This window comes from Pseudomonas leptonychotis, assembly GCF_004920405.1.
GTDB lineage: Bacteria > Pseudomonadota > Gammaproteobacteria > Pseudomonadales > Pseudomonadaceae > Aquipseudomonas > Aquipseudomonas leptonychotis.
In genome coordinates this window covers 386,804-408,843 of record NZ_RFLV01000003.1, presented here as the reverse complement: position 1 = coordinate 408,843, position 22,040 = coordinate 386,804, and the positions used below count along the sequence as shown (strand labels likewise).

Below are 22,040 nucleotides of genomic sequence, written 5' to 3'. Positions count from 1 at the left end.
TGAGCGCCGTCAGGCTGATCTATCCCCCGAGCTGCATGTCGGGTCAGGCAAGCGCCAGGCGGTTGCGGCCGTTGCTCTTGGCTTGATAGAGCGCATCATCGACGCGCTTGAAGAATGCTTCGGCGTTGTCATCGCGCTGCATGTCGTAACAACCAACCCCCAGGCTTGCGGTTAGCGGCAGCACGGTTTCCTGTAAGTTGAAACCTTCGCGCTCCAGATCCTGACGGAATAGCTCGGCCAGTTGGCGGGCTTTTTCCAGGGGCGTGTTGGGCATCAGAATGCCGAACTCTTCACCGCCCAGGCGCAGCAAGGCATCACCGCCGCGGCGGAAATTGTGGCGCATGCGTTCGGCAAAAGCGCTCAGGCAGACATCACCGCAGGCGTGTCCGTACTCATCGTTGATCCGTTTGAAGAAGTCGATATCCAGCAGTACCAGCGACAGCGGCTGGCTCTGCCGTTGGGCGTTGGCCACCATCACCGGAAACAGGCTGTTGAACTGATAGCGGTTACCCAGCTGGGTCAGGCTGTCGGTGCGGCTGAGCTGGTCGAGACGCTCTTGCTGGTCGAGCAGTTGCAGTTCCAGTTTCAGGGTGTTGTGGTATTCGCGGTGGCTGCGGTTGAGCGCCAGCAGCAGATAGCTCAGGTAGAAACCCAGGGTAATCACGATGGCGTGTTTCATTTGCCAATCTGTCGCCAGGCTGAGCAGCCCAGGCAGATAAAGCAGCATCAAGGCCAGGGTCGCTCGCTTCTTGCGCATCGAGAAGGTGAACACCAGCGCGGTGCTGAAGGCAATGGTGCTGAGGGTGGCGATGATCGTCGAACTGCTGAACAGCACGTGCATCTGGGCCAGCGCATGGGCCAGCCCCCAGGCCAATGCGGTGCTGAGAATCAGCAGCCAGTGGTGGTTGAGCCAACGTTTTAGCGCGGTGGGCGTTTGTTCTTCGGGCAAGCGGTGCAGCAAACGCAGCGCTAACAGCAGCGCAAACACGGCAATACCGAGCAGCCCTGGCACCAACAGGGCCTGTGGGTCATTGCTGAACCCCCAGGTGAGCAGTCACGCCAGCAGGTAATAAATGCCACCCAGCGGCGTGCGGATGCGCGTGTCCTGGGCTTCGCGCCAGAGCGCAAAGGCCTGCGGTTGACGAGGGACGAGGGAATCGGTCATGGCCTGTGATCACAAAAAATGACGTGATCGCAGCATAACGCGTTCATCGTGAAAAAGCTGTCAGAGTGCCAGTACGCAGTCGGCGGCGCAGGCTTCGGTAAGCCCAGGCATCGCCGCCGGTTATGGCGGCGATGCCTGGCAAATCAACGCAGAATCAGCAGCGCTGATGGGCTGGTGCGCAGCAGGGTGGTGGTGGTACTGCCGAGCAAAAACTGACGAATCCGCGAGTGGCCGTAAGCCCCCATGGCCAGCAGATCGATGCCTTGCTCCAGTTGATAGGCGTGCAGGGTGGGCTCTACTTCACCGGCGCGAATGACAGTGTGCACTTCGCTGGCTGAGCCTTCTATTACCCGTGCAGCGGCTTTCAGTTGTTCCCTGGCATCGCTGGTGTCGGCACCGATCATCAGCAGATGACACGGCAGGCCTTTGAGCAGCGGGCTGGCCGCGATCATCTCCAGGCTTTTACGCGCGGTGGCGCTGCCGTCATAGGCCAGCATGTAGCTTTGCGGCGCTTTGAATGCACCGCAGCTGACCAAGATCGGCCGGTGCAGGGTGCGGATGACGTTCTCTAAGTGACCACCTAGCGGTTGGTTAAGGCTGTCGCTGGACGCGCCTTGACGACCGATAACCAGCAGGCGGATATCATCTTCCAGCTCACCCAGGCAGTTCACCAGGTCGCCATGGCGCTGGCGCAGCTGAGCAGGCTCCACACCATCGGCTTGCACCCTTTCGCGGGCCGCTTCGAGCATCAGCCGACCTTGTTCCATGGCCAGTTTATGGCGTTGCTGATCCAGGCTGGCCAGCTCTTCGAGCAAATGCTCGCGGCTGCCCAAACCGATAGCGCCGGACAGGTCGCTGCGGGTTGGGTACTGCACTTCATCCAATACATGCAGCAGGGTCAGCGGTGCGCTCAGGCGCTGGCTGGCCCACGCGGCATAGTCGCAAACTGCGCGAGTGGATTGCGAGCCATCAATACACGCCATTACTTGGGTCATAACATCTTCCTTTTAGTGGCCCGAGAGTAGATCGGTGGCGTTTTCTTTATCGTGCACACCGAAGCGGTCAACGATAGTGGCGCTGGCTTCATTGAGGCCCAGCACTTCAACTTCGGTGCCTTCACGGCGCAGCTTGATCACCACCTTATCCAAGGCCGCGACGGCGGTAATGTCCCAGAAATGCGCGCGGGACAGGTCGATAATGACCTTGCTCACGGCTTCCTTGAAATCAAAGGCAGCCACGAACTTGTCGGCGGAGCTGAAGAACACCTGGCCTACCACTGTGTAGGTGCGCTGGCTGCCATCGCTGGCGGCTTCGGAGTTGATGTAGAGGAAATGGCCGATCTTGTTGGCGAAAAACATCGCGGCCAACAGTACGCCGACAAACACGCCGTACGCCAGGTTGTGGGTATAAACGGTCACTGCCACGGTGGCGAGCATGACGATATTGGTGGAGAGCGGGAAGGTTTTCAGGTTGCGGATCGAGTCCCAGCTGAAGGTGCCGATCGACACCATGATCATCACCGCCACCAGTGCGGCCATGGGGATCTGGCTGACCCAGTCACTGAGAAACACCACCATCAACAACAGCACCGCGCCGGCCACCAGGCACGACAGGCGGCCACGGCCGCCGGATTTCACGTTGATCACCGACTGACCGATCATCGCGCAGCCGGCCATGCCGCCGAGCAGGCCAGACGCGATGTTAGCCACGCCCTGGCCTTTGCATTCGCGGTTTTTGTCGCTGTTGGTGTCGGTCAGGTCATCAATGATGGTGGCGGTCATCATCGATTCCAGCAGGCCGACCACGGCCAATGCGGCGGCGTAAGGGAAGATGATGCCCAGGGTTTCCAGGTTCAGCGGTACGTCCGGCCAGAGGAAGATTGGCAGGGTGTCTGGCAGCTCGCCCATGTCACCGACGGTACGGATATCCAAACCGAAGTACATCGCCACGGCGGTCATGGTCAAAATGCACACCAGTGGCGAGGGGATCAGCTGACCGATTTTCGGCACGTAGGGGAACAGGTAGATGATGCCCAAGCCCGCGGCGCACATGGCGTAAACGTGCCAGGTGACGTTGGTCAGCTCGGGCAGCTGCGCCATAAAGATCAGAATTGCCAGGGCATTGACGAAGCCGGTGACCACCGAGCGCGAAACAAAGCGCATCAGGCTGCCCAGCTTGAGATAGCCGGCGCCGATCTGCAGCACGCCGGTCAATAGCGTGGCGGCCAACAGGTATTGCAGGCCATGGTCCTTGACCAGTGTCACCATGACCAAGGCCATGGCCCCGGTCGCAGCGCTGATCATGCCGGGACGGCCGCCGACAAAGGCAATTACCACGGCAATACAGAACGAGGCATACAGGCCCACTTTGGGGTCGACGCCGGCGATGATGGAGAAGGCGATGGCTTCTGGGATCAGCGCAAGCGCCACCACCAGACCGGCGAGCACGTCGCCACGAATGTTAAAGAACCAGGTGTTTTTCAGGCGTTGCAGCATGGTGTGTTCCGGCGTCTGGGTCCGCTGTTACAGGCCAAGCCTGGGCGGATCGGTTAATCAAAGTCGGGCGTGGCGCAGCCATAAAACACAGCTTGCGAGCAGGGCGCTGGCGGCAATTACGGCGGCCAGGCATCACGCGGAGAGGGCGAAAAGGGTGCGCACCTTATCACAATAGCCCGACGGCAGCCCTTGTGCGCCGAGGCTTGCAGCCGTTAGCCGCGACGGATCAACCAGATACCCGCGAGGATCAGCAGCAGCCCGCCAAACTTGCCGATGCTGATGGGCGCTTCACGAAAGCCGGCCCAGCCAAAATGATCCAGCGTCAGGGCCATGCTCAGTTGCCCGGCAATCACCAACACCATAAACAGCAGTGCGCCGACCTTGGGCCCGGCAAAGGCGGCGGTGGCAATAAACATCACCCCAAGCAGGCCGCCGCTCCAGTGCCACCAGGTCAGGCCTTTTAACGCGCCAAGGCTGGGGAATTCACGCTGGGCGAGTACCAGGAGGAGTAATGCCAAGGTGCCGACCGCAAAAGAGACCAGCGATGCGGCCAATACGCTGGACACCTGTTTGGCCAGCTGACCGTTGATCCCCGCCTGCAAGGGTAGGCAGGCGCCGGCGACAAATGGCAGGGCGAGTAACCACCAGATCGGGGCAGGCATGGGCATCTCCACAGTGGGCAGGGTGCAGGAGTATGCCGAAAAGCTGTCCGCCACGTCAGCCTGGCAAGGCCAGATAAGCGCTCCCCGCATGCAAAAAGGCCTGGCGTTGAGCCAGGCCTCTTGCGTCTGCTGCGGGGTGCTTCAGCGGCTGCAGCTTATGGCCACTGCATTTCACCTTTGAGTACCTTGGCGCTCAGTTCCAGGCTGCTGGCGTCGAGCAGGTCCGGGTACTTGGTCTGCATCGTTTCGACTAGCGCCTGGCTGTTCTTGGTGTTGGGCAGTGCAGCTTCCAGGTCACTGAGGTAGTTACGGGTAAAACGCAGGTCATCCAGGTTCAACTTCGGCTGGCCCATAAAGTGCCCAGGCACCAGGGTTTTCGGCTGCAGCGCTTCCAGTTCATCCAGAGATTCCAGCCAGCTCTGACGCGCTTGCGTCGTCTGCGCATCGGCAATCCAGGGGTGGATATTGGCGTAGGTCAGCACGCCGCCGACTACGGCCTTGATGCTCGGAATCCACAGGCTGGTGTGCTTGGGGTCATGACCGATCAGCTCGATGCGTTGGCCTTCCAGGCTCAGGTGATCGCCTTGCAGCGCTTGCGGCACCAGGGTACGGGCTGGCGCGCTGTCCTTGAGAATCGGGCCCCAGTAGGCCAGCTTCGGCTCACGGCTTTTTTCGATATAAGCGATGGTCTCTGGCGTGGCCAGCACCTTGGCCTTGGGGAAGGCGCGGGTCAGGGTGTCCAGGCCGAAGTAGAAATCCGGATCACCGTGGCTGATAAAGATGGTGGTGAGGTTCTTGCCGCTGGCTTGAATACGTTCGACCAGCTCAAAGGCTTCGCGGGTGGAGAACTGCGCATCGACCAGAATGATATCGCGCTCGCCGCTGATCAGCGTCGAGGTAACCGGAAAGATCGCCTTGGCGCCTGGGTTGTAGACATCCAGGGTCAGCGGCTGGGCAATGGCCGTGGTGGCAAGGGTAAGCAGGCTGGCGGCGGTAAGCAGGCTGCGCAGGTGGTTGAGGATCGACATGCTGATCTCCTGTTGAGTAAGTGAGGCGATCTTAATTGCTTTAAATCGAGCAAAAAGCCCCTTAATCTGCGCATATTTGTTGCGTTATATGAGCTAATCATGGACCGACTGATGGCAACGCGGGTCTTTGTCGAAGTGGTGGAGCGTGGCAGCCAGACCGCTGCCGCCGAAGCGCTGGAGATGTCGCGGGCCATGGTCTCGCGCTATCTCGGCGAGCTGGAGGCCTGGGTCGGCGCGCGCTTGCTGCACCGAACCACGCGCAAGCTGAGCCTGACCGGCGCGGGCGAGCAGTTGCTCGGCCAGTGCCGCGAGATGCTGGCGATGGCCGAGGCCATGCAGAGTATTAGCCGCACGGATCAGGCTGCGCCGCGCGGTACCTTGCGCATTGCCTGCAGCCAGTCGCTGGCCCAGGCCTGGCTGGTGCATGCGCTGGATGAATTTATCCGCCGGTATCCGCAGGTCAGCGTCGACCTGTTGGTGGGCAGCCAGGCGGTCAATCTGGTGGAGGCGCGTATCGACCTGGCCCTGCGCATCACCAATCAACTCGACCCCAACCTGATCGCCCGCCCGCTGGCGGTGTGCCGTTCGGTGGTGTGCGCCACGCCAGCGTATCTGGCCAAGCACGGTACGCCACTGCGGCCTGAGGATCTGGCGCAGCACAACTGCCTGAGTTACGCCTATTTCGGCCGCAGCATCTGGGAGTTCACCCGCGCCGGTGAGCCGCATGCCGTGGCGGTGAGCGGCAACCTCAGTGCCAATGAGTCCATGGTGCTGCTGGAAGCGGTGCTGGCCGATACCGGCATCAGCCTGCAGCCGCGTTACTCGGTCAGCGCACAGCTGCGTTCCGGGACGCTGGTGCAGTTGTTGCCCGACTACGAACCGCAGCAACTGGGCATTCACGCCCTCTACGGCACACGCCGACAGATGCCGCCGGCGTTGCGGGCGTTGCTGGATTTTTTGATCGAGCGGCTGGCGGATCGGCCGGACTGGGACCTGTAAACCGGCCTACAGGGTTTTGCTGAACTGAATCAGCGCCACGCGCTGGCCTTTGGGGTCACGCCGTTCGACCACGCCGCTCAGGGCATAGCCGAGCTTGGGGTAGAGCAGCAGGCCGGCGCTGTTAGCGTTGAAGCACGACACCTGCATGCGTTTGGCGTGGTAATGCTCACGCGCAAGCTGCTCCATCACCGCCACCAGAGCGTGCGCCACACCATGCCCGCGTGCCCAGGGCGCGACCATCAGGTTGCCCAGCGCGCAGTAATCGTCGTAATGCCACTGATAAAAGTTGGCAAAGCCGGCCACCTGGCCATCGAGCAACACCACAGTGCTGTCGCGGCGCTCAGCGATGGCGGCGGCCAGCTGGCCGATGCTCAGCGGCCAGTCGGCTTTGGGGTAGCAGAAGAACAGCTCATCAGCGCTTTGTGGAAAGCTGACAATTTCGGCCAGGTCAGCCGCCGCGGCGGGGCGGTGGCTGAGGAGTGGGGTTGGGCTCATGCAACATCCTTGTTAGTCAGTCGTGCATTTGGAAATGGCGGATTAATGTGGCGGGTACTGACTTAGCACTTCGGCGACCGTGCTGCGAATCGATGCTTCGCGCTCGCTCGGGCTGGGCTGGCGGTTGCGCAGTACCTGTTCGGCACTGCCGCGCCAGACCAGCTTGCCGTCTTTGCCGTCGAGCAGATCGATCTGCAGAGTGCCGACCTGGTAGTCCAAGGTGCGGGTTTCCACATAACTCGGGCCACCCCAGAAACCGCCGCCCCATGGGTTGCCCCAGCTCCCGCCCATTTGGGTGCTGACTTGCTGCTGGCGGTTGTCGACGATCATCCACACCTGCACCTTGAGATCGCCCGCGCTGTTCGCGGCTGCCTCGCGCAAGCCACGCTGGTCGAGCTGCTCGCTGATGGCGCTGCGGATACGCTGGCCGGTGAGATCACTGTTGATGCGCGGGTCATCGGGTTTGTATTGCACGCCCGGCTCCTGCCAGCTCCAGCTGCGGTAGGCGGCAAAATCCCGACTGGGGTCGAAATCGCGTTCCAGCTGCGGCGTTTGGCAGGCGCTGAGGATCAATAGCAGGGGTAGTAACAGCAGTGATGCACGCATGGGTGCTCTCCTTTAATGCAGCGATCAGCTTGGCGGATACGCCGCCAGAGCCTGTTGTACCGCGTTGCGCAGCGCGGCGGCGCGTTCACTCTGGCTGCCGCTGCTGAGGGTTTCGGCGCTGGTACTCCAGATCGGCTGACCATCCTGGCCATCGAACAGTTCGATGCGCAGCACCATGACTTCTTCGGTATAGCTGCGCACCCGCGGCGCGCTGCCCCACATGCCGTATTGGTCGTCATAGCGGTTATGGCCGTACTGGCTGCCATAGTCCTCGCGTACCTGGCGAGTGCGTTGTTCGAGGCGCAGTTCAGCGCTGACCTTCAGATCACTGGCTTTGCCAGCGCGATACGGGCGCAGGCCGCGTTGGTCGAGGGCGTTGCTCAGGGCTTCCTGCACCTGCTCCGAGCTGGCCCAGGCTGTGCCGGCGGGCAGGCGTTGCCAGCTCCAGGTGCGGTAGCGGCCATAATCGCGTGGCGCGGCCGGGTAGGCGCTGCGGTCCAGCTGTTGCGGCGAGTGCGCAGGTGCTGGCGGCAGCGGTTTGCTGTCGGCGACATAAGGGTTGTGGCTCTGACAGGCCGCGAGGGCGGCCAGTAGCAGTAAAATCCAGAGCTGTTTCATGCATGACTCCTGCTACTCGAATAGGGGCATGGCAGGTCGTTGAGAAACGTAGGCGAGGCCGGCAAGACAAGGCAAAAATAGGCGAGGAGGCGGAGTTTACTGTTGTAAATGAGCATTCCGAGCCTGTTTTTAACGCAGTATTGCCAACGCAGGTAGTTTTTCAACGGTCTGTCAGCGTGGCCGGCAGATCCAGTGTAGATAACGGCCCAGCCCGGCAAAGCTGGGGTGGCGGCGGTAGGCCAGCTCCATTTCCAGCAGGTCGAGCAGCTCGGCCTTGGCCTGGAACGGCTGCGGCATATAGTCGTGAAATACCCGTACGCCACTCTGGCTTTCGACCTGCCAATTAGCCTCAAGTTGCGCCGCCAGCTCGCGTGGATCAAGCGGCATTTGTGGGGTCAGGCTCTGTTTTTCACCGGCGAATTCGGCCTTGCGCAGCTTGCGGAAGTGACCCTTGAGCAGGTTGCGGTAGATCAGCGCATCCTTGTTGTAGAACGCCAGCGACAGCCAGCCGCCGGGCGCGCACAGCTGGTGCAGCACCGGCAGGATGCTGTGCGGTTCGCCCAGCCATTCGAGCACCGCGTGGCAGATCACCAGGTCATAGGGCTGCTCCAGCTGACCGAGCAAGTCTTGCCAGGGTGCTTGGATAAACGTGGCCTGCTGCCCGGCGGCGGCAAAGCGCTCGCGGGCGCCGGCCAGCATCGGGGCTGCAGGTTCGGTCAGCGTCACCTGATGGCCGCGCTCGGCCAGCCACAGCGACATATGGCCAAGCCCCGCGCCAATATCCAGCACCCGCAACGGTCGTTCGGGCAGGGCCTCGGCCAGGTCGGCCTGGAGCACGGCGAGGCGAATTGCACCCTTGGCGCCGCCATAGATTTTTTCTGCAAAGCGCGTGGCCAGCTCGTCGAAGTGTCGATCAGTCATTGAGAAAGCGCCTCTCGCTGTCTGCCAGTTTGGCGCGGACGACGTGCTCCATATCCAGGCCCAGCTCACTGCACAGCAACAGCAGGTAGAGCACGATATCGCCGATTTCTTGGCCAGCATGGGCCAGCTCGTCGGCCGGCAGCTGGCGTGATTGCGCCTCGGTCAGCCATTGGAAGATTTCCACCAGCTCGGCCATTTCTACACTGGCAGCCATGGCCAGATTCTTCGGGCTGTGAAATGGCCGCCAGTCGTTACGGTCGCGAATGGCGTGCAGGCGGGTAGTCAGTTCGGCGAGGTTCATCGAGCGCTCCAGTTACGAGGCGCATAGCTTCGGGGGTTCATCTGCTCTGCGCAAGCGACTGCCGGGTGATTACCGGCGGCGCATGCTTTATTTCAGGCAGGTTTCAGTCGAGCGGCTGCCAGCTGCCGCTCATATGCGTCAATTCATCCTGACCGAGCAGACTGAATTGACCACTGCTGGCCGGCTCACTGGCCAGTAAGCGTACGTCGCTGGGCAGCAGCACCGGTTTTTGAAACCGCACGCTTACGGCATAGCCGGCAGCAGGCAGGCGTGTGCCCAGCACGGCCAAGGCGCGGCCCTTGTTCCACAGGCCATGGGCAATCGCGCGGGGGAAGCCGAACAGCTTGGCGGTGGCGGCAAACATATGGATCGGGTTGTAGTCGCCGGCGATGCGCGCATAACGGCGGCCGATATCTGCTGGCGCGCGCCAGTGCGCCAGAGTGGTCTGATCAAGTGCCGTTTCGGCTTCGCGTTCGGCCGGTGTGCCGTCCAGACGCAAAGCGCGGCAAAGAATGCGGCTATCGCCTTCCCAGAGCAGGCCGAGTTGATCGTGGAGCTGGGTGATCAGGCTGAAAGTCACGCCTTTGTCGTGGGGTTGCAGGTCCTGAACCTGCACGCTCACGCTAAACGGCCCGAGACCGCCGAGTGGGCGCAGCACTCGAATATGGTTCTCCAGGTGCACCAGGCCGAGCAGCGGGAAAGGAAAACGCTTGTCGGTGAGCAACCGCATCTGCAGGGCAAACGCCAGGATGTGCGGGTAAGGTGCAGGCAGCAGGTGGTCATCGGCAAAGCCACAGATTTGCCGGTAGCGCGCCAGATGCGCGGGGTCGACCGTGACCTGGCAACGCACACCCAGCTCGGGCAGGCTGCGGCCAGTGACGCGCCGGCGCAGTGCTGCGCGAGCAAACAGGCCAAAAAGGGCAGGTGGTGCGGGCAGTTCGAGCCAATTGATGGCCATGGGCACACTCCTCAGAACGGGTGGCAGCAGCTTAGTCGGCCAGCGCCACTGTGCATTGGCCGCGTTGCCTCGGCCTACGGCAAGCCAGCCAATCGCTTAACCGCGGGTGATTCACGCCTTGAGCGCAGGACCTAAAGCTGCCTAAGATGGCCGCGCCTCGCGAACAATAAGAACTCCTGAAAAATGCGTGACTTGACTGACGACGTGGCGCTGATGCGCCCGGTGATCGACGCCTTGCGTGCCAGCGGTACCGACCCTGATCGGGTGCTCGCACGCGTTGGCCTACCGCCTGGTGGCTTGCCTGCCGGGCGCTTTCCCCATGCTGCCCAGGCGCTGTTCTGGAAGGCTGCCACCGATGAATGCGGCGAAGAGCATGTCGGCCTCTACCTGGCTCAGCATCTGCCGGCGTTCCACGGCTTGCTGTTGGAGTATCTGTTTTTATCCAGTGAAACCTTCGGTGAAGGCCTGCGCCATGCCTTGCGCTATGTGCGCCTGCTCTCCGATACCCTGAATGCCACGCTGGAGGTGCAGGGCGAGCGCGCCGTACTGGTGCTTGGTATGACCCCTGGTACGTCACGGCATTTTCCAGAAATGCTCGCCGGCGCGGTGATTCGCTTGTTTGCGGCGCTGACCGAAGGCGATTTCAGCCCCCATGAAGTGCAGCTTATGCACACGGACGGCGCACCGCCTGAGCGTTATCAGCAGGTCTATGGTTGCCCTGCGCAACTGGGTAGCGAGCGTTATGCGCTGGTGTTCAATGCTTCAGTCTTGGACAAGACCTCACGGCATGCCGCGCCCGAACTGCTGCGTATGCATGAGTCGCTGGCGCGCCGGCAGCTGGCCGAGGTGGAGCGACTGGACCTGGTGCGTAAGGTGCGCGAGTTGATCGGCGAGTTGCTGGTCGACAGCGGCGCGACCCTGGAACAAGTGGCGGCGCGCTTGAATATGCCGGCGCGGCGGCTGCGCGAGCGCCTGGCGATGGCCGGGGTGCGCTTCAATGATCTGGTCACTGATTATCGTTGCCGGTTGGCCAAAGACCTGCTGCTCAACACCGATGAGCGTATCGAGGTGATCGTCGAACGCACCGGCTTCTCCGAGCCGAGCACCTTCTACCGCGCCTTCAAGCGTTGGGTCGGTGAGACTCCGGTTGAGTTTCGCAAGCGCGGCAAGCATTAAGAACCTATTCAAGCCTGCTGCGCGTAGGCCCTGCTGCGTTGAAAACAGGCTCGCATGGCTCTAGCTCGCGAACCTTTGCACAGGTTCTAGGAGTGCTACTGGGCGAAATAGGTCGCCCAGAAGTAATAGAGCGTCATGCCGCTGCCCACACTGATCACCAGTATGCGCAGGAGCTTGGCTGGCAAACGCTGGCCCAGCGCGCCGCCGACATAGCCGCCGACGGTGGCGCCCACCAGCAGAATTACCAGCTCATACCAGCTAACCCGGCCAGCGATGATAAAGGTCGCCGTGGCGACGCTGTAGATCACCGCCGAAATCAGGTTCTTGAGGGCATTGGCGCGGGCCAGTGGATGGCCTTCGATGGAGAACGCTGCCAGTTGCAGAATACCCATGCCGGCGCCGAAGTAGCCGCCATAGATCGATACGCCGATATGTGCGGCCAATGACAACGGGCTGTGCGGCGGTTGTGCCGCCTCGGCGCGACGGGCTGCCAGCCAGCGACTCAGCCAGGGGCTGGCGGCAAACAGCGCGGTGGCAGCCAGCAGCAGCCAGGGAATCAGGGTGGCAAATACCGCATCGCCGCCCACCAGCAACAGCAGCCCACCGAGCAAGCCGCCCGCCAGGCCGGCAACCAGCAACGGCAGTAAATAGCGGCCGAGTGGGCGTAGCGAAGCGCGCGCCGCCCAGGCTCCAGCCAGGCTGGCCGGCCATAACGCCACAGCATTGGTGGCGTTGGCGGTCACCGGAGGCAGGCCTGCCGCGAGCAGCGCCGGAAAGGAGAAGAACGTGCCGCCACCCGCCAGGGCATTCATGCCGCCAGCGGCAAAACCGGCAAGTACCAGCAGCACAATCTCGGAAACAGGCATGGCAAAGGCTCGGGCAAAAGGTCAGCAGCTTAACCAGCGTGCGCGGTGGGGCCAAGTCGACCAAGGTCTTTGGTGCATGGCTAGTTAAATTGCAGGCCGTAAAAATGGCCAGGAGTCATGTTTAAACGTTATCGGCTGCTGTCTCCATTAAGGCTTCTTTGGTTTGGAGATAGCTCTAGTTAGCCTCGGACGCCTTTTTATATGGATGTATAGCGACTAATTGCGTGGTCAGTCGTAGGCGATATTGGCAGGGTGTGAAAAGAGGCCGCATGCCTGGGCAATCATGACCCCGAGGCCCCATTTATCAAGGTGTGAGGCCTCGGTTTTAGTGGGGGTTACTTCGCGGGGTAGTCGGCAATAATTTGGTCAGCACCGGTCTTGGTCAAGCCGATCACTTGATAGGCGTGCTGAGCACCACCAACCTCCATACCTGGCGAGCCTGCCGGCATGCCAGGAACGGCGATGCCGGCCAGGTCATTGCGCTTGGACAGCTCGATTATTTGCGCCGCTGGCACATGCCCCTCGACAAACTTGCCGTCGATTACGGCGGTATGGCAGGACGCCAGTCGCGGTGCAACGCCGAGTCGTTGCTTCACCGAGGTCATGTCGCGCTCGACATGGTCGATGACGTTGAAGCCGCTCGCTTCCAGGTGCGAGATCCACTTTTTGCAGCATCCGCAATTTGCATCACGGTGAACGTCGATTGTCAGGGCATCAGCTGAATGAACGGCTGAGGTCATAAACAAGGCTGCCAGCATCGCCACTCGCGCGCCTTTACGTTTAGCTGTCATGAAGGTGCTCCTTACCGTCGGCATGGGTGTGGTTTTTGGGCGCGGTGGTCGGGGCCTGCTCCTGTTGAGTTGGCTCTGTGGTGTGATGATCAGCGCCACCCTGAGCATCCGCCGCATGGTGGCCTGCACCGCTATCTGATGGCGTCATATCGGCTGCGTGATGATCCGTACTCTTCGCCGAATCGCCATGATGACTGGCACTAGCGTTCGCTTTTGGGCTATCTGGAGCATGATGATCTGTTGCAGCTTCAGGCTCGGCATGATGATCCGACTTGGCGCTGCCATGCTGGCCTTCGTGGTTATGCATCTGGGTCTCACCACCGCCATGCTCGTGACCACCGCTCGATGCAACCAGCGCTTGATATTGCTGGGCATCCATTTTCGGCAACTGGTTGAGGAATGCGACCATGCCCCAGATATACGGGTCACCCATGCTCTTGCCCCAGGCCGGCATGCCAGTGGCCTTGATGCCATGTTTGATCACCCAGAACGCGGCGGCTGGACTGTCATCGATACCCATCTTCGCGAGGTTAGGCGGAGCGGGGTAAAGTGCTTGGCTTAGCTCAGTTTCCGCGACGCCCGGTGCCAAATGGCAGCCGATGCACATCGAGTTGTAGTTGCCTGCGCCAGCTTTAATCAGCGCCTCGTCATTGAGGTTAGGCACCTCAATGTCCTTGGAGCGCACTTCGATAGAGCGATCACGGGCCATCGTCAGGAATGCATGTACTGCAGGGAAGTGAGGGTCATCGGCGCCCACGTTGATCAGGCCCAAATAGGCCACGGCACCTACCGCCATACTTCCGACTACGCTCGCCGCCACCAGGGTTTTAATTGTTTTTTTCATGTCAGGCTCTTCAGGTTCTCAAAACCACATCCGAATACCGGCAACCAAGCGTGCCTCTTCAACATCCCCGCCCTCATCGCGCACTAAGTCGGCAGTGTTGCCGTAGGAGCGACTCCAGGAAACGCCGATGTAGGGCGCGAACTGGGGAATGATCTCGTAGCGCAGACGTAAACCGACCTCTGCATTGGCCAGGCCGGAACCTATGCCGCGCTCGGGATCGTTCTTGCCATAGAAGTTCACTTCTGCGGTCGGCTGGAGGATCAGGCGATTGGTCAGCAGGATGTCGTACTCGCCTTCTAAGCGTGCAGCCGTCTGGCCGTTTTCGCCGACAAAGGCAGTGGCCTCAGTCTCGAAGGCATACAGCGCCATGCCCTGAATGCCGAAGGCAGCCCAGGTCTGTGGCGACTCTGGTTTGAAGTCCTGGCGAACCCCCGCGACTACATCCCACCATGGGCCGATTGAGCGGCCGTACAGGGCCTGCAGCTCAGCGTCCTCAGTGACACCATTGGTGCGTTCACCCTCGGAGCGCAGCCACAGGCGATTGATGTCACCGCCAATCCAGCCGGAGGCATCCCAGGCCAAGGTACTGCCCTCATCGGCATCCTGGTATTCGAGTTGGTCAAGCAGGAAAAAGCTGTTGATGGCGCTGTCGTGAACCTTGTGCCCGGGTAACGGCGGAAACGCGGCTTCACGATCCGCATCTGTCAGAACCGGGATAGGCGTGCGACTGGTCGTTCTCGGGGTTACAGCGGAACCATGGTTCATCTTTGTATGATCCATACCCTCCATCTGCCCTTGCATGGCGCCGTGACCCATCTTGCTGTGGTCCATAGCCGGAGCTTTTTTGGGGGGCTGGCTTTGGCTGTGACCCATCTGGCTATGATCCATGCCCGGCATCGGTTCTTTGGTAGAGCCGTGGTTCATCTTGCTATGGTCCATCGGCATGGAACCGTGGCCCATGGCCGAATGATCCATTTCCTCTGCAGCGTGAGTTAACCCGCTGCTAAGCACGCTCAGCGACACTGCCAGTGCTATTAGGGACGGGTGTAAAAGCCTAGTGGTCATGGTTCGAACCTGCTTCGGCTTCGCTGCCGCCATGCTTATCCATCATGTTTTCGTGGTCCATGCCGCCATGATCCATTTGCTGGCTAGCCGCAGCCTTTGCCTTCGCGTGCTCAGTATTTTTTTCACTTGCGGCTTCAGACGCAGGGGCTTGAGTCGCGTGTTGTTCGTGCTCACTGTGACCTGCACCGGCCAATGACAGCGGAACATACAGAACAGCCCAAAGGCTCAACATAGCAGCGCTGCCAACCAGGGCTTTTCGCTTCATTAAAATGCTCATCAGATATCTCCTTTACTCATCCACACGAACTTCACGGAACATGCCCATTTCCATGTGGAGTAGCAGGTGGCAGTGGTAGGCCCAGCGACCCAATGCATCAGCCGTTACTCGATAGCTGCGTTTGGAACCTGGCGGCATGTCGATGGTGTGTTTTCGAACCATAAAGTTGCCGTTCGCATCCTCCAGATCACTCCACATACCGTGAAGGTGGATGGGGTGCGTCATCATGGTGTCGTTGACCAGCGTGATGCGCACGCGCTCGCCGTACTTAAGGCGCAACGGCTCAGCATCCGAGAACTTGATGCCGTCGAATGACCAAGAAAATTTCTCCATGTGCCCGGTGAGGTGCAGCTCAATGGTTCGGCTAGGCTCACGGCCGTCCGGATCGGGGAAGGTGCTTTTCAAGTCGGAATAGGTCAGCACGCGACGACCATTACCACGCAGTCCGATGCCCGGATCGTCCAGCTTGTGGGTCGGGGTCATGGTCTGCATGTCGACCAGCGGGTTATTGGTTTCAGAGGCTGGGTGCGCTTGCATTGCTGCGCCTGCGCCCATCCCCGCCATACCTGAATGGTCCATGTCGGCCATTTTGCTGTGATCCATGCCCGCCATGTCACCTTGCATCCCGCCAGCGCCCATACCGGCCATCTTGCTGTGATCCATGCCGCTCATGTCGCCTTGCATGCTGCCATGGTCCATACCCGCCATGCTGCCATGGTCCATACCCGCCATGCTGCCGTGATCCATACCCATGTCGCCCATGGCGATCAGGGGGCGAGGATCCGTTTCGGGTACTGCAGCGCTTAAGCCCTCTCGTATAGCCAGAGTGCCGCGGGCATAGCCGGTGCGATCCATGGACTGAGCAAAAATGGTGTAAGCCTCTTGCTCGGCGAGCTCGACAATCACGTCGTAGGTCTCGGCAACGGCGATACGGAACTCGTCGACACTGACCGGGCTTACGTACTGGCCGTCGGCGGCCACCACGGTCATCTTCAAACCGGGGATACGTACGTCGAAGTAGCTCATCGCCGAACCGTTGATAAAGCGCAAACGGAGCTTTTCACCCGGCTTGAAGATACCGGTCCAGTTGCCATTAGGTGCCTGGCCGTTCATCAGGTAGGTGTAGGTATAGGCGCTGACGTCGGCGAGATCGGTGGGGCTCATCTTCATTTCAGCCCACATCTTGCGATCTGCAATTGTTGCCGACCAACCTTGCTCGCTGACGTCGTTGATAAAGTCGCCAACGGTGCGTTTATGAAAGTTGTAGTAGTCCGACTGTTTTTTGAGCTTGGCCAATAACCGGGTTGGGTCTTCATCGGTCCAGTCAGTCAGCATCACCACGTAGTCACGGTCATAGCTGAATGGCTCAGGCTCTTTGGCATCGATGACCAAAGCGCCGTACACGCCGATCTGCTCCTGCAACCCCGAGTGGCTGTGGTACCAGTAGGTACCGTTTTGATTGACCTTGAACCAGTACTCGTACATGCCATCGGGCGCGATGCCGTGGAAGCTCAAGCCAGGTACACCATCCATGTTGGCGGGCAAAATGATGCCGTGCCAGTGAATCGAGGTGTCTTCGGTCAAGCGGTTTTTCACCCGCAACGTGACGGTGTCACCTTCCTTCCAGCGCAAAATTGGCCCTGGAATAGACCCGTTAATAGCCATCGCGGTCCGGGTTGCGCCGGTTATGTTTACTGGCGTTTCACCAATGAACAAGTCGAAGTCGGTGCCAGTCAATACGTTGGGCTGACCTGGGCTGGTCACCGCCCAAACGGGAGTGCGCCACAAGCCAAGGCCTCCGAGAATGCCGGTGGCGGCCAAGCCTTTAACGAAGGTTCGTCTTGAGGTTTTGCAGTGCATACCGTTATGTCCAATCAGTTGGAGGAACCAGGGGTAACCAACCGTGACGTCAGGTTGATTGTTAGTTTCATCCTGGGAGGGGTTTCCCTATCAGCCTTGCTCACTGTCGTGATTGTTCAAGTCGTTTCGACAGCGAGCTTGAGAAGTTGCCATATTTCAACCGGCTAATTGATTACATTTCTGTCAGGTTGGCCGCTTGCTAGCAGTTGGCGTGACCGGCTTTTGGGGTTTTATTACCTGCAACCGGCGACTCTTTTTTCTCTTGCTGGGCCAGTTGATAGGCTTCCATCGATACCTTGCTGGCCTGTTCCATACGGGCAATAGTCCGTTCAGCACCGCCTTCGGCCATCGCCAAAGAAGAAGCGGTAAGCGCGATAACCACGAACAGGGTTTTGATTGATTTCATCTGGGCGTTCCTCGATTCAGTTCAGTTAGCCCGGTGACCCAAGGTGGGTCGTTATCAGGCGTTGAGCTTCAGGCTCGAAGTAACCTTAACCAGAGCGCCCTGTCATAAACCTGAGCTGAACATTACAGTTCTGTCAGGTTGCTACTTCTCTCTTGTCGAGTCTCCACGGGCCTCTGTAGTGTCTACTCATGCCCGTTTACGAAGCCTGTGCGGATTCGGTTTATGGCATGCCTGGCAGCGATGCCTGAGCTTCTTCCGGTCAGTGGCGTTAAATAGTCCTGACCCCACACAACGCTCAAGAGAGAGAGCCACTATGTCGACCAAAAATACCGTTGCCACCGGTGCTGCCTTGGCACTCGTTGCCGCTAGCCTATTTGCCACCCTGCCGGTTCAAGCGGCTCAGGACGCGAAAACAGCTGAAGTGCAATGCTTTGGTGTGAATGGCTGCAAAGGCCAAAACGATTGTATGACTGCAAAAAACGCCTGTAAGGGCCAAGGGGAATGCAAAGGTCAGGGTTTCAACTTGATGCCGCAGGAAAAGTGCGATGAAGCCGGCGGTAAAACCAGCGAGTAAGCCCAGCCAAGGGAGTGCGAGTCACTCCCTTGGCTCAGAACTCTAATAAGCAAAAGCAACACGCTGGGTTTTGGCCTGGGCTTACGTAGCGAGTATTACCCGCAGATTCTGGAGCCCCCTCCCGTAATCAGAACATCCGGCGAGCAGCCGACGGCTATGCGCTGACCTGCGCGGCATAACCCAGGTCTTGAATCACCTTGCGGATAGATTCCGCGGGTTCTTGACTGTCTACCGATACCTTACCGGCAGCACGGTCAATCGCCACTTCTGCGGTGTCATCTACCGTCTGAATTGCTTTTGTGATCTTGCTGACGCAGCTGCCACAACCCATTCCGGATACCTGTAGAACGAACATAAATCACCTCGTTGGTTAGGCGGCATAGGTGCCGTAACCTGAGCATCGACCTTGTCACGACGGCAAGGTCAAGCTTGTTTTTTAGTGTTGATAGATGTTCTTTCAGCGTTGATGGATTACAGATGCCTGCCGACTGGTTTTAGATTCACGTTCATTTCAGTCGATGCGGATTTTCCGCGGCCTCGATGCGTTGAATAGCGATTAACCTATATCAATCCGCACTTAACGATTAGCGTAGGTTTACTTTGCCGACCATTCCCGATGGGTAGTGGCCTGGGATGTTGCAGGCGAACTCAAGCCCCGTAGTCTTAGTAAAGGTCCACACCAACTCTTCAGTGGCGCCCGGCTCGAGCAAAACGCTGTTTGGATCGTCGTGTGTCATGCCGACCCTCTTCATCCCGCCCATGGCATGCTCCATCTTGCTCATGTCATTTGCACTCGTGGCAGACGGCGTGCCGTTCTGAAACATAGCGGCCATTTCTTTTTGATGGGCGGCATGGGTGGCTGCCGTGCCCAAGTTGAACTCATGCAGCAGCGAGCCCTCATTCTTGAGTACGAAACGGATGGTTTCTCCTGCGTTGATATCAATAATCTTCGGCTCAAAAAAGATATCGCCCGTCCTGATCTCAATGCTGCGACTCAAGGATTACATTTTCGTAAGCTTCTGGTTGGGCGGGGGATTTGACTGCACACTCAGGCCACTCAAAATTGGGAAACCGCCCGCATGAAACTTCTGGTCGCTGACGACGAGCCAAAAACAGGTACTTACCTGCAACAGGGCCTCACTGAGGCTGGCTTCAACGTCGACCGTGTTATGACGGGAACGGATGCGCTTCAGCATGCGCTAAGCGAAGCCTATGACCTGCTGATTTTGGACGTGATGATGCCGGGCCTGGATGGCTGGGAAGTGCTACGTATGGTTCGGGCGGCGGGGAAGGATGTGCCGGTGTTATTTCTGACGGCCCGTGACGGTGTTGAGGATCGCGTGAAAGGCTTAGAACTGGGGGCAGACGACTACTTGGTCAAGCCCTTCGCCTTTTCTGAGTTGTTAGCCCGCGTCAGAACATTGCTGCGGCGCGGCAATAGTTCGCCCACGCAGACCACCATGAAAATAGCCGATCTTGAAGTTGATCTGTTGAAGCGGCGTGCCGTACGCAGTGGCAAGCGAATTGACCTGACCGCGAAGGAGTTCGCGTTGCTCGAACTACTGCTGCGCCGCCGCGGCGAAGTCCTTCCCAAGTCGTTAATCGCCTCCCAGGTCTGGGACATGAATTTCGACAGCGATACCAATGTGATCGAGGTGGCTATCCGACGCTTGCGGGCGAAAATTGACGATGATTTCGAGCTAAAACTGATTCATACCGCTCGTGGTATGGGTTACATGCTTGATGCGCCGGAGTCTGAATGAAGCATCTGTCGCTGACCGCGCGCATGAGCTTGATGTTCATGCTTGCGGTGATTGCAGTCCTCACGGCGGCCGGCCTGAGCTTCAATGAGCTCAGCCGGCATCACTTTATGATGCTCGACCAGCAGACGCTGGATGAGAAGCTCGAATCGACTCAGCAGATTCTGAGTAATACGCGCAGTCATGCAGACCTTGAAGAGGTGTTGCCTCAGCTGAAAGCGCTATTAGGGGCTCACCATGATCTCACTGCGATCATCCTTGCAAACGACGGCAGCGTACTTTTTGCCGAGCCACAGCCGTTCAATATTCCCGAGAAATACCGCCTCAACCCTGACCACGGCATGTGGGTATGGGAAGAGAATGGGCACCTGTATCGTGGGATGACCGCGCAGGTCTCAACCCCCGAGCAACCCGCGTTTCTAACAGCCTTGCTGATCCTTGATGTGACCAATCATGTGCATTTCTTTGAAACGCTGCAGCGCTGGTTCTGGATTGGCTTGGTCATTAGCGCGCTGGTCAGCGCTGCGTTGGGTTGGGTGGTCGCGCGTAGTGGGTTGAGGCCCCTGCGGCAGGTGACCTTTGTTGCTACGTCAATGTCGGCAAGGTCACTGAAAGAGCGTATCCCACTAGAGCCCGTCCCCCTTGAGCTTCAGCAGTTGGTGACTTCGTTTAATGCGATGCTTGCCAGGCTCGACGACGCATTTGTTCGACTCTCAAATTTCTCTGCCGATATCGCTCATGAGCTACGCACACCTCTCAGCAATCTGATGACGCACACCGAGGTGGTGCTTACGCAAAAACGCAATCTTGAAGCGTATGAAGACAACCTCTACTCGAATCTAGATGACCTTAAGCGCATGTCGCGCATGATCGACGACATGCTGTTCCTGGCTAAATCGGACAACGGTTTGATTATTCCCGAGCAAACGCGCATTGAGTTCAGCGAGGTGGTCGCCAAGCTGTTTGAGTACTACCACCTGTTAGCAGACGAGCAAGGCATCCAGTTGGCTGTGACCGGTACAGGTCACGTGCTGGGTGACAAACTGATGTTGGATCGGGCGATCTCGAACTTGTTGTCCAATGCGCTGCGCTATACACCTGCCGGGAAGACGATATTGGTAACGATCAAGTCGAGCGCAAGTGCTGTCACGCTCACCATCGAGAACCCAGGTGACACCATCAAGCCGGAGCACCTGGATAAACTTTTTGACCGTTTCTATCGGGTAGACCCAGCACGTCGTGAAGGCAGCCCGAGCAATGCCGGGCTTGGCTTGGCGATTACTCGATCCATCGTTGAGTCCCACAAAGGAAAAATCTGGTGCGCCTCCGGCAATGGCACCACAGCCTTTCACATGGAGTTTCCTCAGCAGCCATCATAGGGCCGTCATGACCCAAGGCGAGTTGAGGGCTGAACTTGAGCGACAAGCACACAGCGTTGTTGCCATCACGGGCGATTCAAGCTGCTTCATTGTTGCTGCCATTTTGGACCTGAGAAGGTTTGTACTCCCTGGGCCTTCTAGGCTGTTGTGGCTTTCTTTAAGCAATAAAAAAGCCGGCTTGTGGCCGGCTTTTAGGGGGTAGCCTCGACTTATTTTTGGTAAGCCGCGGCCGCCTTGATGATTTCGGCGCGGGCGGCGTCTGCGTTGCCCCAGCCTTCAACCTTGACCCATTTGCCTTTTTCGAGATCTTTGTAGTTCTCGAAGAAGTGCTTGATCTGCTCAAGCAGCAGGGCTGGCAGGTCGGTGTATTCCTGCACGTCCACGTACAGCTGGCTCAGCTTGTCGTGGGGTACGGCGATCAGTTTGGCGTCGCCACCGGCTTCGTCGGTCATGTGCAGCACGCCGATTGGGCGGGCGCGCACTACCGAGCCTGGGGCTACTGGGTATGGCGTGACGACCAGCACGTCGAGGGCATCGCCATCGTCGGCCAGGGTGTTAGGGATGTAGCCGTAGTTGGCCGGGTAAAACATGGGGGTGGCCATAAAGCGGTCGACGAACAGGCTGTCGGTGTCTTTATCGATTTCGTATTTGATCGGCGCGTGGTTAGCCGGGATTTCGACAACAACGTAGATGTCATTTGGCAGGTCTTTACCTGCTGGAACCTTGCTGTAGCTCATAAGTGACTCCCGGTACTGGGCCAAAAAAAGTGGCGCGATTATAGGCATATTCCCCTG

General features: G+C 59.1%; 26 protein-coding genes. 5 read left to right on the top strand and 21 right to left on the bottom strand.

Features of this window, described 5'->3' with window-relative positions; genetic code table 11:
- Positions 1–43 precede the first annotated feature (43 nt).
- From D8779_RS16225 to D8779_RS16205, 5 genes are all read right to left on the bottom strand, one after another.
- Entirely contained in the window at positions 44–1,012 is a 969-nt protein-coding gene (locus D8779_RS16225; RefSeq protein WP_240789751.1) for a GGDEF domain-containing protein, read from the bottom strand.
- Positions 1,013–1,308: 296 nt separating this feature from the next.
- The gene (locus tag D8779_RS16220) at positions 1,309–2,160 is read right to left on the bottom strand and encodes a universal stress protein (protein WP_136665528.1); all 852 of its coding nucleotides are present in this window, start codon (positions 2,158–2,160) and stop codon (positions 1,309–1,311) included.
- Between the two features lie 12 nt (positions 2,161–2,172).
- A complete protein-coding gene (locus tag D8779_RS16215) occupies positions 2,173–3,660 on the bottom strand; it encodes a SulP family inorganic anion transporter (protein ID WP_136665527.1) in 1,488 nt (495 codons plus the stop codon).
- 212 nt (positions 3,661–3,872) lie between these two features.
- Positions 3,873–4,322 carry a DMT family transporter gene (locus tag D8779_RS16210; RefSeq protein ID WP_136665526.1) on the bottom strand — a complete coding sequence of 150 codons (450 nt, stop codon included), beginning with the start codon at positions 4,320–4,322 and terminating at the stop codon, positions 3,873–3,875.
- 155 nt (positions 4,323–4,477) lie between these two features.
- Complete coding sequence (locus D8779_RS16205) at positions 4,478–5,350, bottom strand: MBL fold metallo-hydrolase (RefSeq protein WP_136665525.1); 873 nt, start codon at positions 5,348–5,350, stop codon at positions 4,478–4,480.
- 99 nt (positions 5,351–5,449) lie between these two features.
- Between D8779_RS16205 and D8779_RS16200 the strand changes: the two genes are divergently transcribed.
- On the top strand, positions 5,450–6,349 hold the full coding sequence (locus D8779_RS16200) for a LysR family transcriptional regulator (protein ID WP_136665524.1): 900 nt from the start codon (positions 5,450–5,452) through the stop codon (positions 6,347–6,349).
- Positions 6,350–6,355: 6 nt separating this feature from the next.
- Here the strand turns inward: D8779_RS16200 and D8779_RS16195 are convergent, their stop codons facing one another.
- From D8779_RS16195 to D8779_RS16170, 6 genes are all read right to left on the bottom strand, one after another.
- Entirely contained in the window at positions 6,356–6,844 is a 489-nt protein-coding gene (locus tag D8779_RS16195; protein ID WP_136665523.1) for a GNAT family N-acetyltransferase, read from the bottom strand.
- 42 nt (positions 6,845–6,886) lie between these two features.
- Positions 6,887–7,450: a DUF4136 domain-containing protein gene (locus tag D8779_RS16190; RefSeq protein WP_136665522.1), complete on the bottom strand. Its 564-nt coding sequence runs from the start codon at positions 7,448–7,450 to the stop codon at positions 6,887–6,889.
- Positions 7,451–7,474: 24 nt separating this feature from the next.
- Positions 7,475–8,068, bottom strand: coding sequence for a DUF4136 domain-containing protein (locus D8779_RS16185; protein ID WP_136665521.1), 594 nt, complete (start codon positions 8,066–8,068; stop codon positions 7,475–7,477).
- Between the two features lie 171 nt (positions 8,069–8,239).
- Positions 8,240–8,989, bottom strand: a complete 750-nt coding sequence (locus D8779_RS16180) for a methyltransferase (RefSeq protein ID WP_136665520.1) — start codon at positions 8,987–8,989, stop codon at positions 8,240–8,242.
- A complete protein-coding gene (locus tag D8779_RS16175) occupies positions 8,982–9,290 on the bottom strand; it encodes a MazG-like family protein (RefSeq protein WP_136665519.1) in 309 nt (102 codons plus the stop codon). Before D8779_RS16175 ends, D8779_RS16180 begins: the two co-directional genes overlap by 8 nt.
- 103 nt (positions 9,291–9,393) lie before the next feature.
- Complete coding sequence (locus D8779_RS16170) at positions 9,394–10,248, bottom strand: MaoC family dehydratase (protein ID WP_136665518.1); 855 nt, start codon at positions 10,246–10,248, stop codon at positions 9,394–9,396.
- 183 nt (positions 10,249–10,431) lie between these two features.
- Between D8779_RS16170 and D8779_RS16165 the strand changes: the two genes are divergently transcribed.
- Positions 10,432–11,424, top strand: a complete 993-nt coding sequence (locus D8779_RS16165) for an AraC family transcriptional regulator (protein WP_136665517.1) — start codon at positions 10,432–10,434, stop codon at positions 11,422–11,424.
- A 95-nt stretch (positions 11,425–11,519) separates the two neighbouring features.
- Here D8779_RS16165 and D8779_RS16160 read toward each other — a convergent pair whose 3' ends face one another.
- The 7 genes from D8779_RS16160 to D8779_RS16130 all read right to left on the bottom strand — a co-directional run bounded on the left by D8779_RS16160 (position 11,520) and on the right by D8779_RS16130 (position 17,533).
- Positions 11,520–12,290: a sulfite exporter TauE/SafE family protein gene (locus D8779_RS16160; RefSeq protein ID WP_136665516.1), complete on the bottom strand. Its 771-nt coding sequence runs from the start codon at positions 12,288–12,290 to the stop codon at positions 11,520–11,522.
- Between the two features lie 335 nt (positions 12,291–12,625).
- On the bottom strand, positions 12,626–13,081 hold the full coding sequence (locus D8779_RS16155) for a DUF411 domain-containing protein (RefSeq protein WP_136665515.1): 456 nt from the start codon (positions 13,079–13,081) through the stop codon (positions 12,626–12,628).
- Complete coding sequence (locus D8779_RS16150; RefSeq protein ID WP_136665514.1) at positions 13,071–13,925, bottom strand: c-type cytochrome; 855 nt, start codon at positions 13,923–13,925, stop codon at positions 13,071–13,073. The genes D8779_RS16155 and D8779_RS16150 overlap by 11 nt, the downstream gene beginning before the upstream one ends.
- Before the next feature lie 18 nt (positions 13,926–13,943).
- Positions 13,944–14,990, bottom strand: a complete 1,047-nt coding sequence (locus D8779_RS16145; RefSeq protein ID WP_136665513.1) for a copper resistance protein B — start codon at positions 14,988–14,990, stop codon at positions 13,944–13,946.
- Positions 14,980–15,267, bottom strand: a complete 288-nt coding sequence (locus D8779_RS16140) for a hypothetical protein (RefSeq protein WP_136665512.1) — start codon at positions 15,265–15,267, stop codon at positions 14,980–14,982. The genes D8779_RS16145 and D8779_RS16140 overlap by 11 nt, the downstream gene beginning before the upstream one ends.
- Positions 15,268–15,279: 12 nt before the next feature.
- A complete protein-coding gene (locus tag D8779_RS16135; protein WP_136665511.1) occupies positions 15,280–17,127 on the bottom strand; it encodes a copper resistance system multicopper oxidase in 1,848 nt (615 codons plus the stop codon).
- Between the two features lie 199 nt (positions 17,128–17,326).
- Positions 17,327–17,533, bottom strand: coding sequence for a co-regulatory protein PtrA N-terminal domain-containing protein (locus tag D8779_RS16130; protein ID WP_136665510.1), 207 nt, complete (start codon positions 17,531–17,533; stop codon positions 17,327–17,329).
- Between the two features lie 313 nt (positions 17,534–17,846).
- Here D8779_RS16130 and bufA2 point away from each other — a divergent pair, with 313 nt between their 5' ends.
- Positions 17,847–18,107, top strand: coding sequence for a BufA2 family periplasmic bufferin-type metallophore (gene bufA2 / locus D8779_RS16125; protein WP_136665509.1), 261 nt, complete (start codon positions 17,847–17,849; stop codon positions 18,105–18,107).
- A 154-nt stretch (positions 18,108–18,261) separates the two neighbouring features.
- Here the strand turns inward: bufA2 and D8779_RS16120 are convergent, their stop codons facing one another.
- Both D8779_RS16120 and D8779_RS16115 read right to left on the bottom strand, forming a co-directional pair.
- Positions 18,262–18,462: a heavy-metal-associated domain-containing protein gene (locus tag D8779_RS16120; RefSeq protein ID WP_136665508.1), complete on the bottom strand. Its 201-nt coding sequence runs from the start codon at positions 18,460–18,462 to the stop codon at positions 18,262–18,264.
- A gap of 229 nt (positions 18,463–18,691) precedes the next feature.
- Positions 18,692–19,105, bottom strand: a complete 414-nt coding sequence (locus D8779_RS16115) for a cupredoxin domain-containing protein (RefSeq protein ID WP_136665507.1) — start codon at positions 19,103–19,105, stop codon at positions 18,692–18,694.
- Positions 19,106–19,186: 81 nt separating this feature from the next.
- Between D8779_RS16115 and D8779_RS16110 the strand changes: the two genes are divergently transcribed.
- Both D8779_RS16110 and D8779_RS16105 read left to right on the top strand, forming a co-directional pair.
- The gene (locus tag D8779_RS16110) at positions 19,187–19,870 is read left to right on the top strand and encodes a heavy metal response regulator transcription factor (protein ID WP_136665506.1); all 684 of its coding nucleotides are present in this window, start codon (positions 19,187–19,189) and stop codon (positions 19,868–19,870) included.
- Entirely contained in the window at positions 19,867–21,246 is a 1,380-nt protein-coding gene (locus tag D8779_RS16105; RefSeq protein WP_136665505.1) for a heavy metal sensor histidine kinase, read from the top strand. Before D8779_RS16110 ends, D8779_RS16105 begins: the two co-directional genes overlap by 4 nt.
- A gap of 209 nt (positions 21,247–21,455) precedes the next feature.
- On the opposite strand, the gene ppa is transcribed toward D8779_RS16105, so the two are convergent.
- Complete coding sequence (gene ppa / locus D8779_RS16100; protein ID WP_136665504.1) at positions 21,456–21,983, bottom strand: inorganic diphosphatase; 528 nt, start codon at positions 21,981–21,983, stop codon at positions 21,456–21,458.
- Positions 21,984–22,040 lie beyond the last annotated feature (57 nt).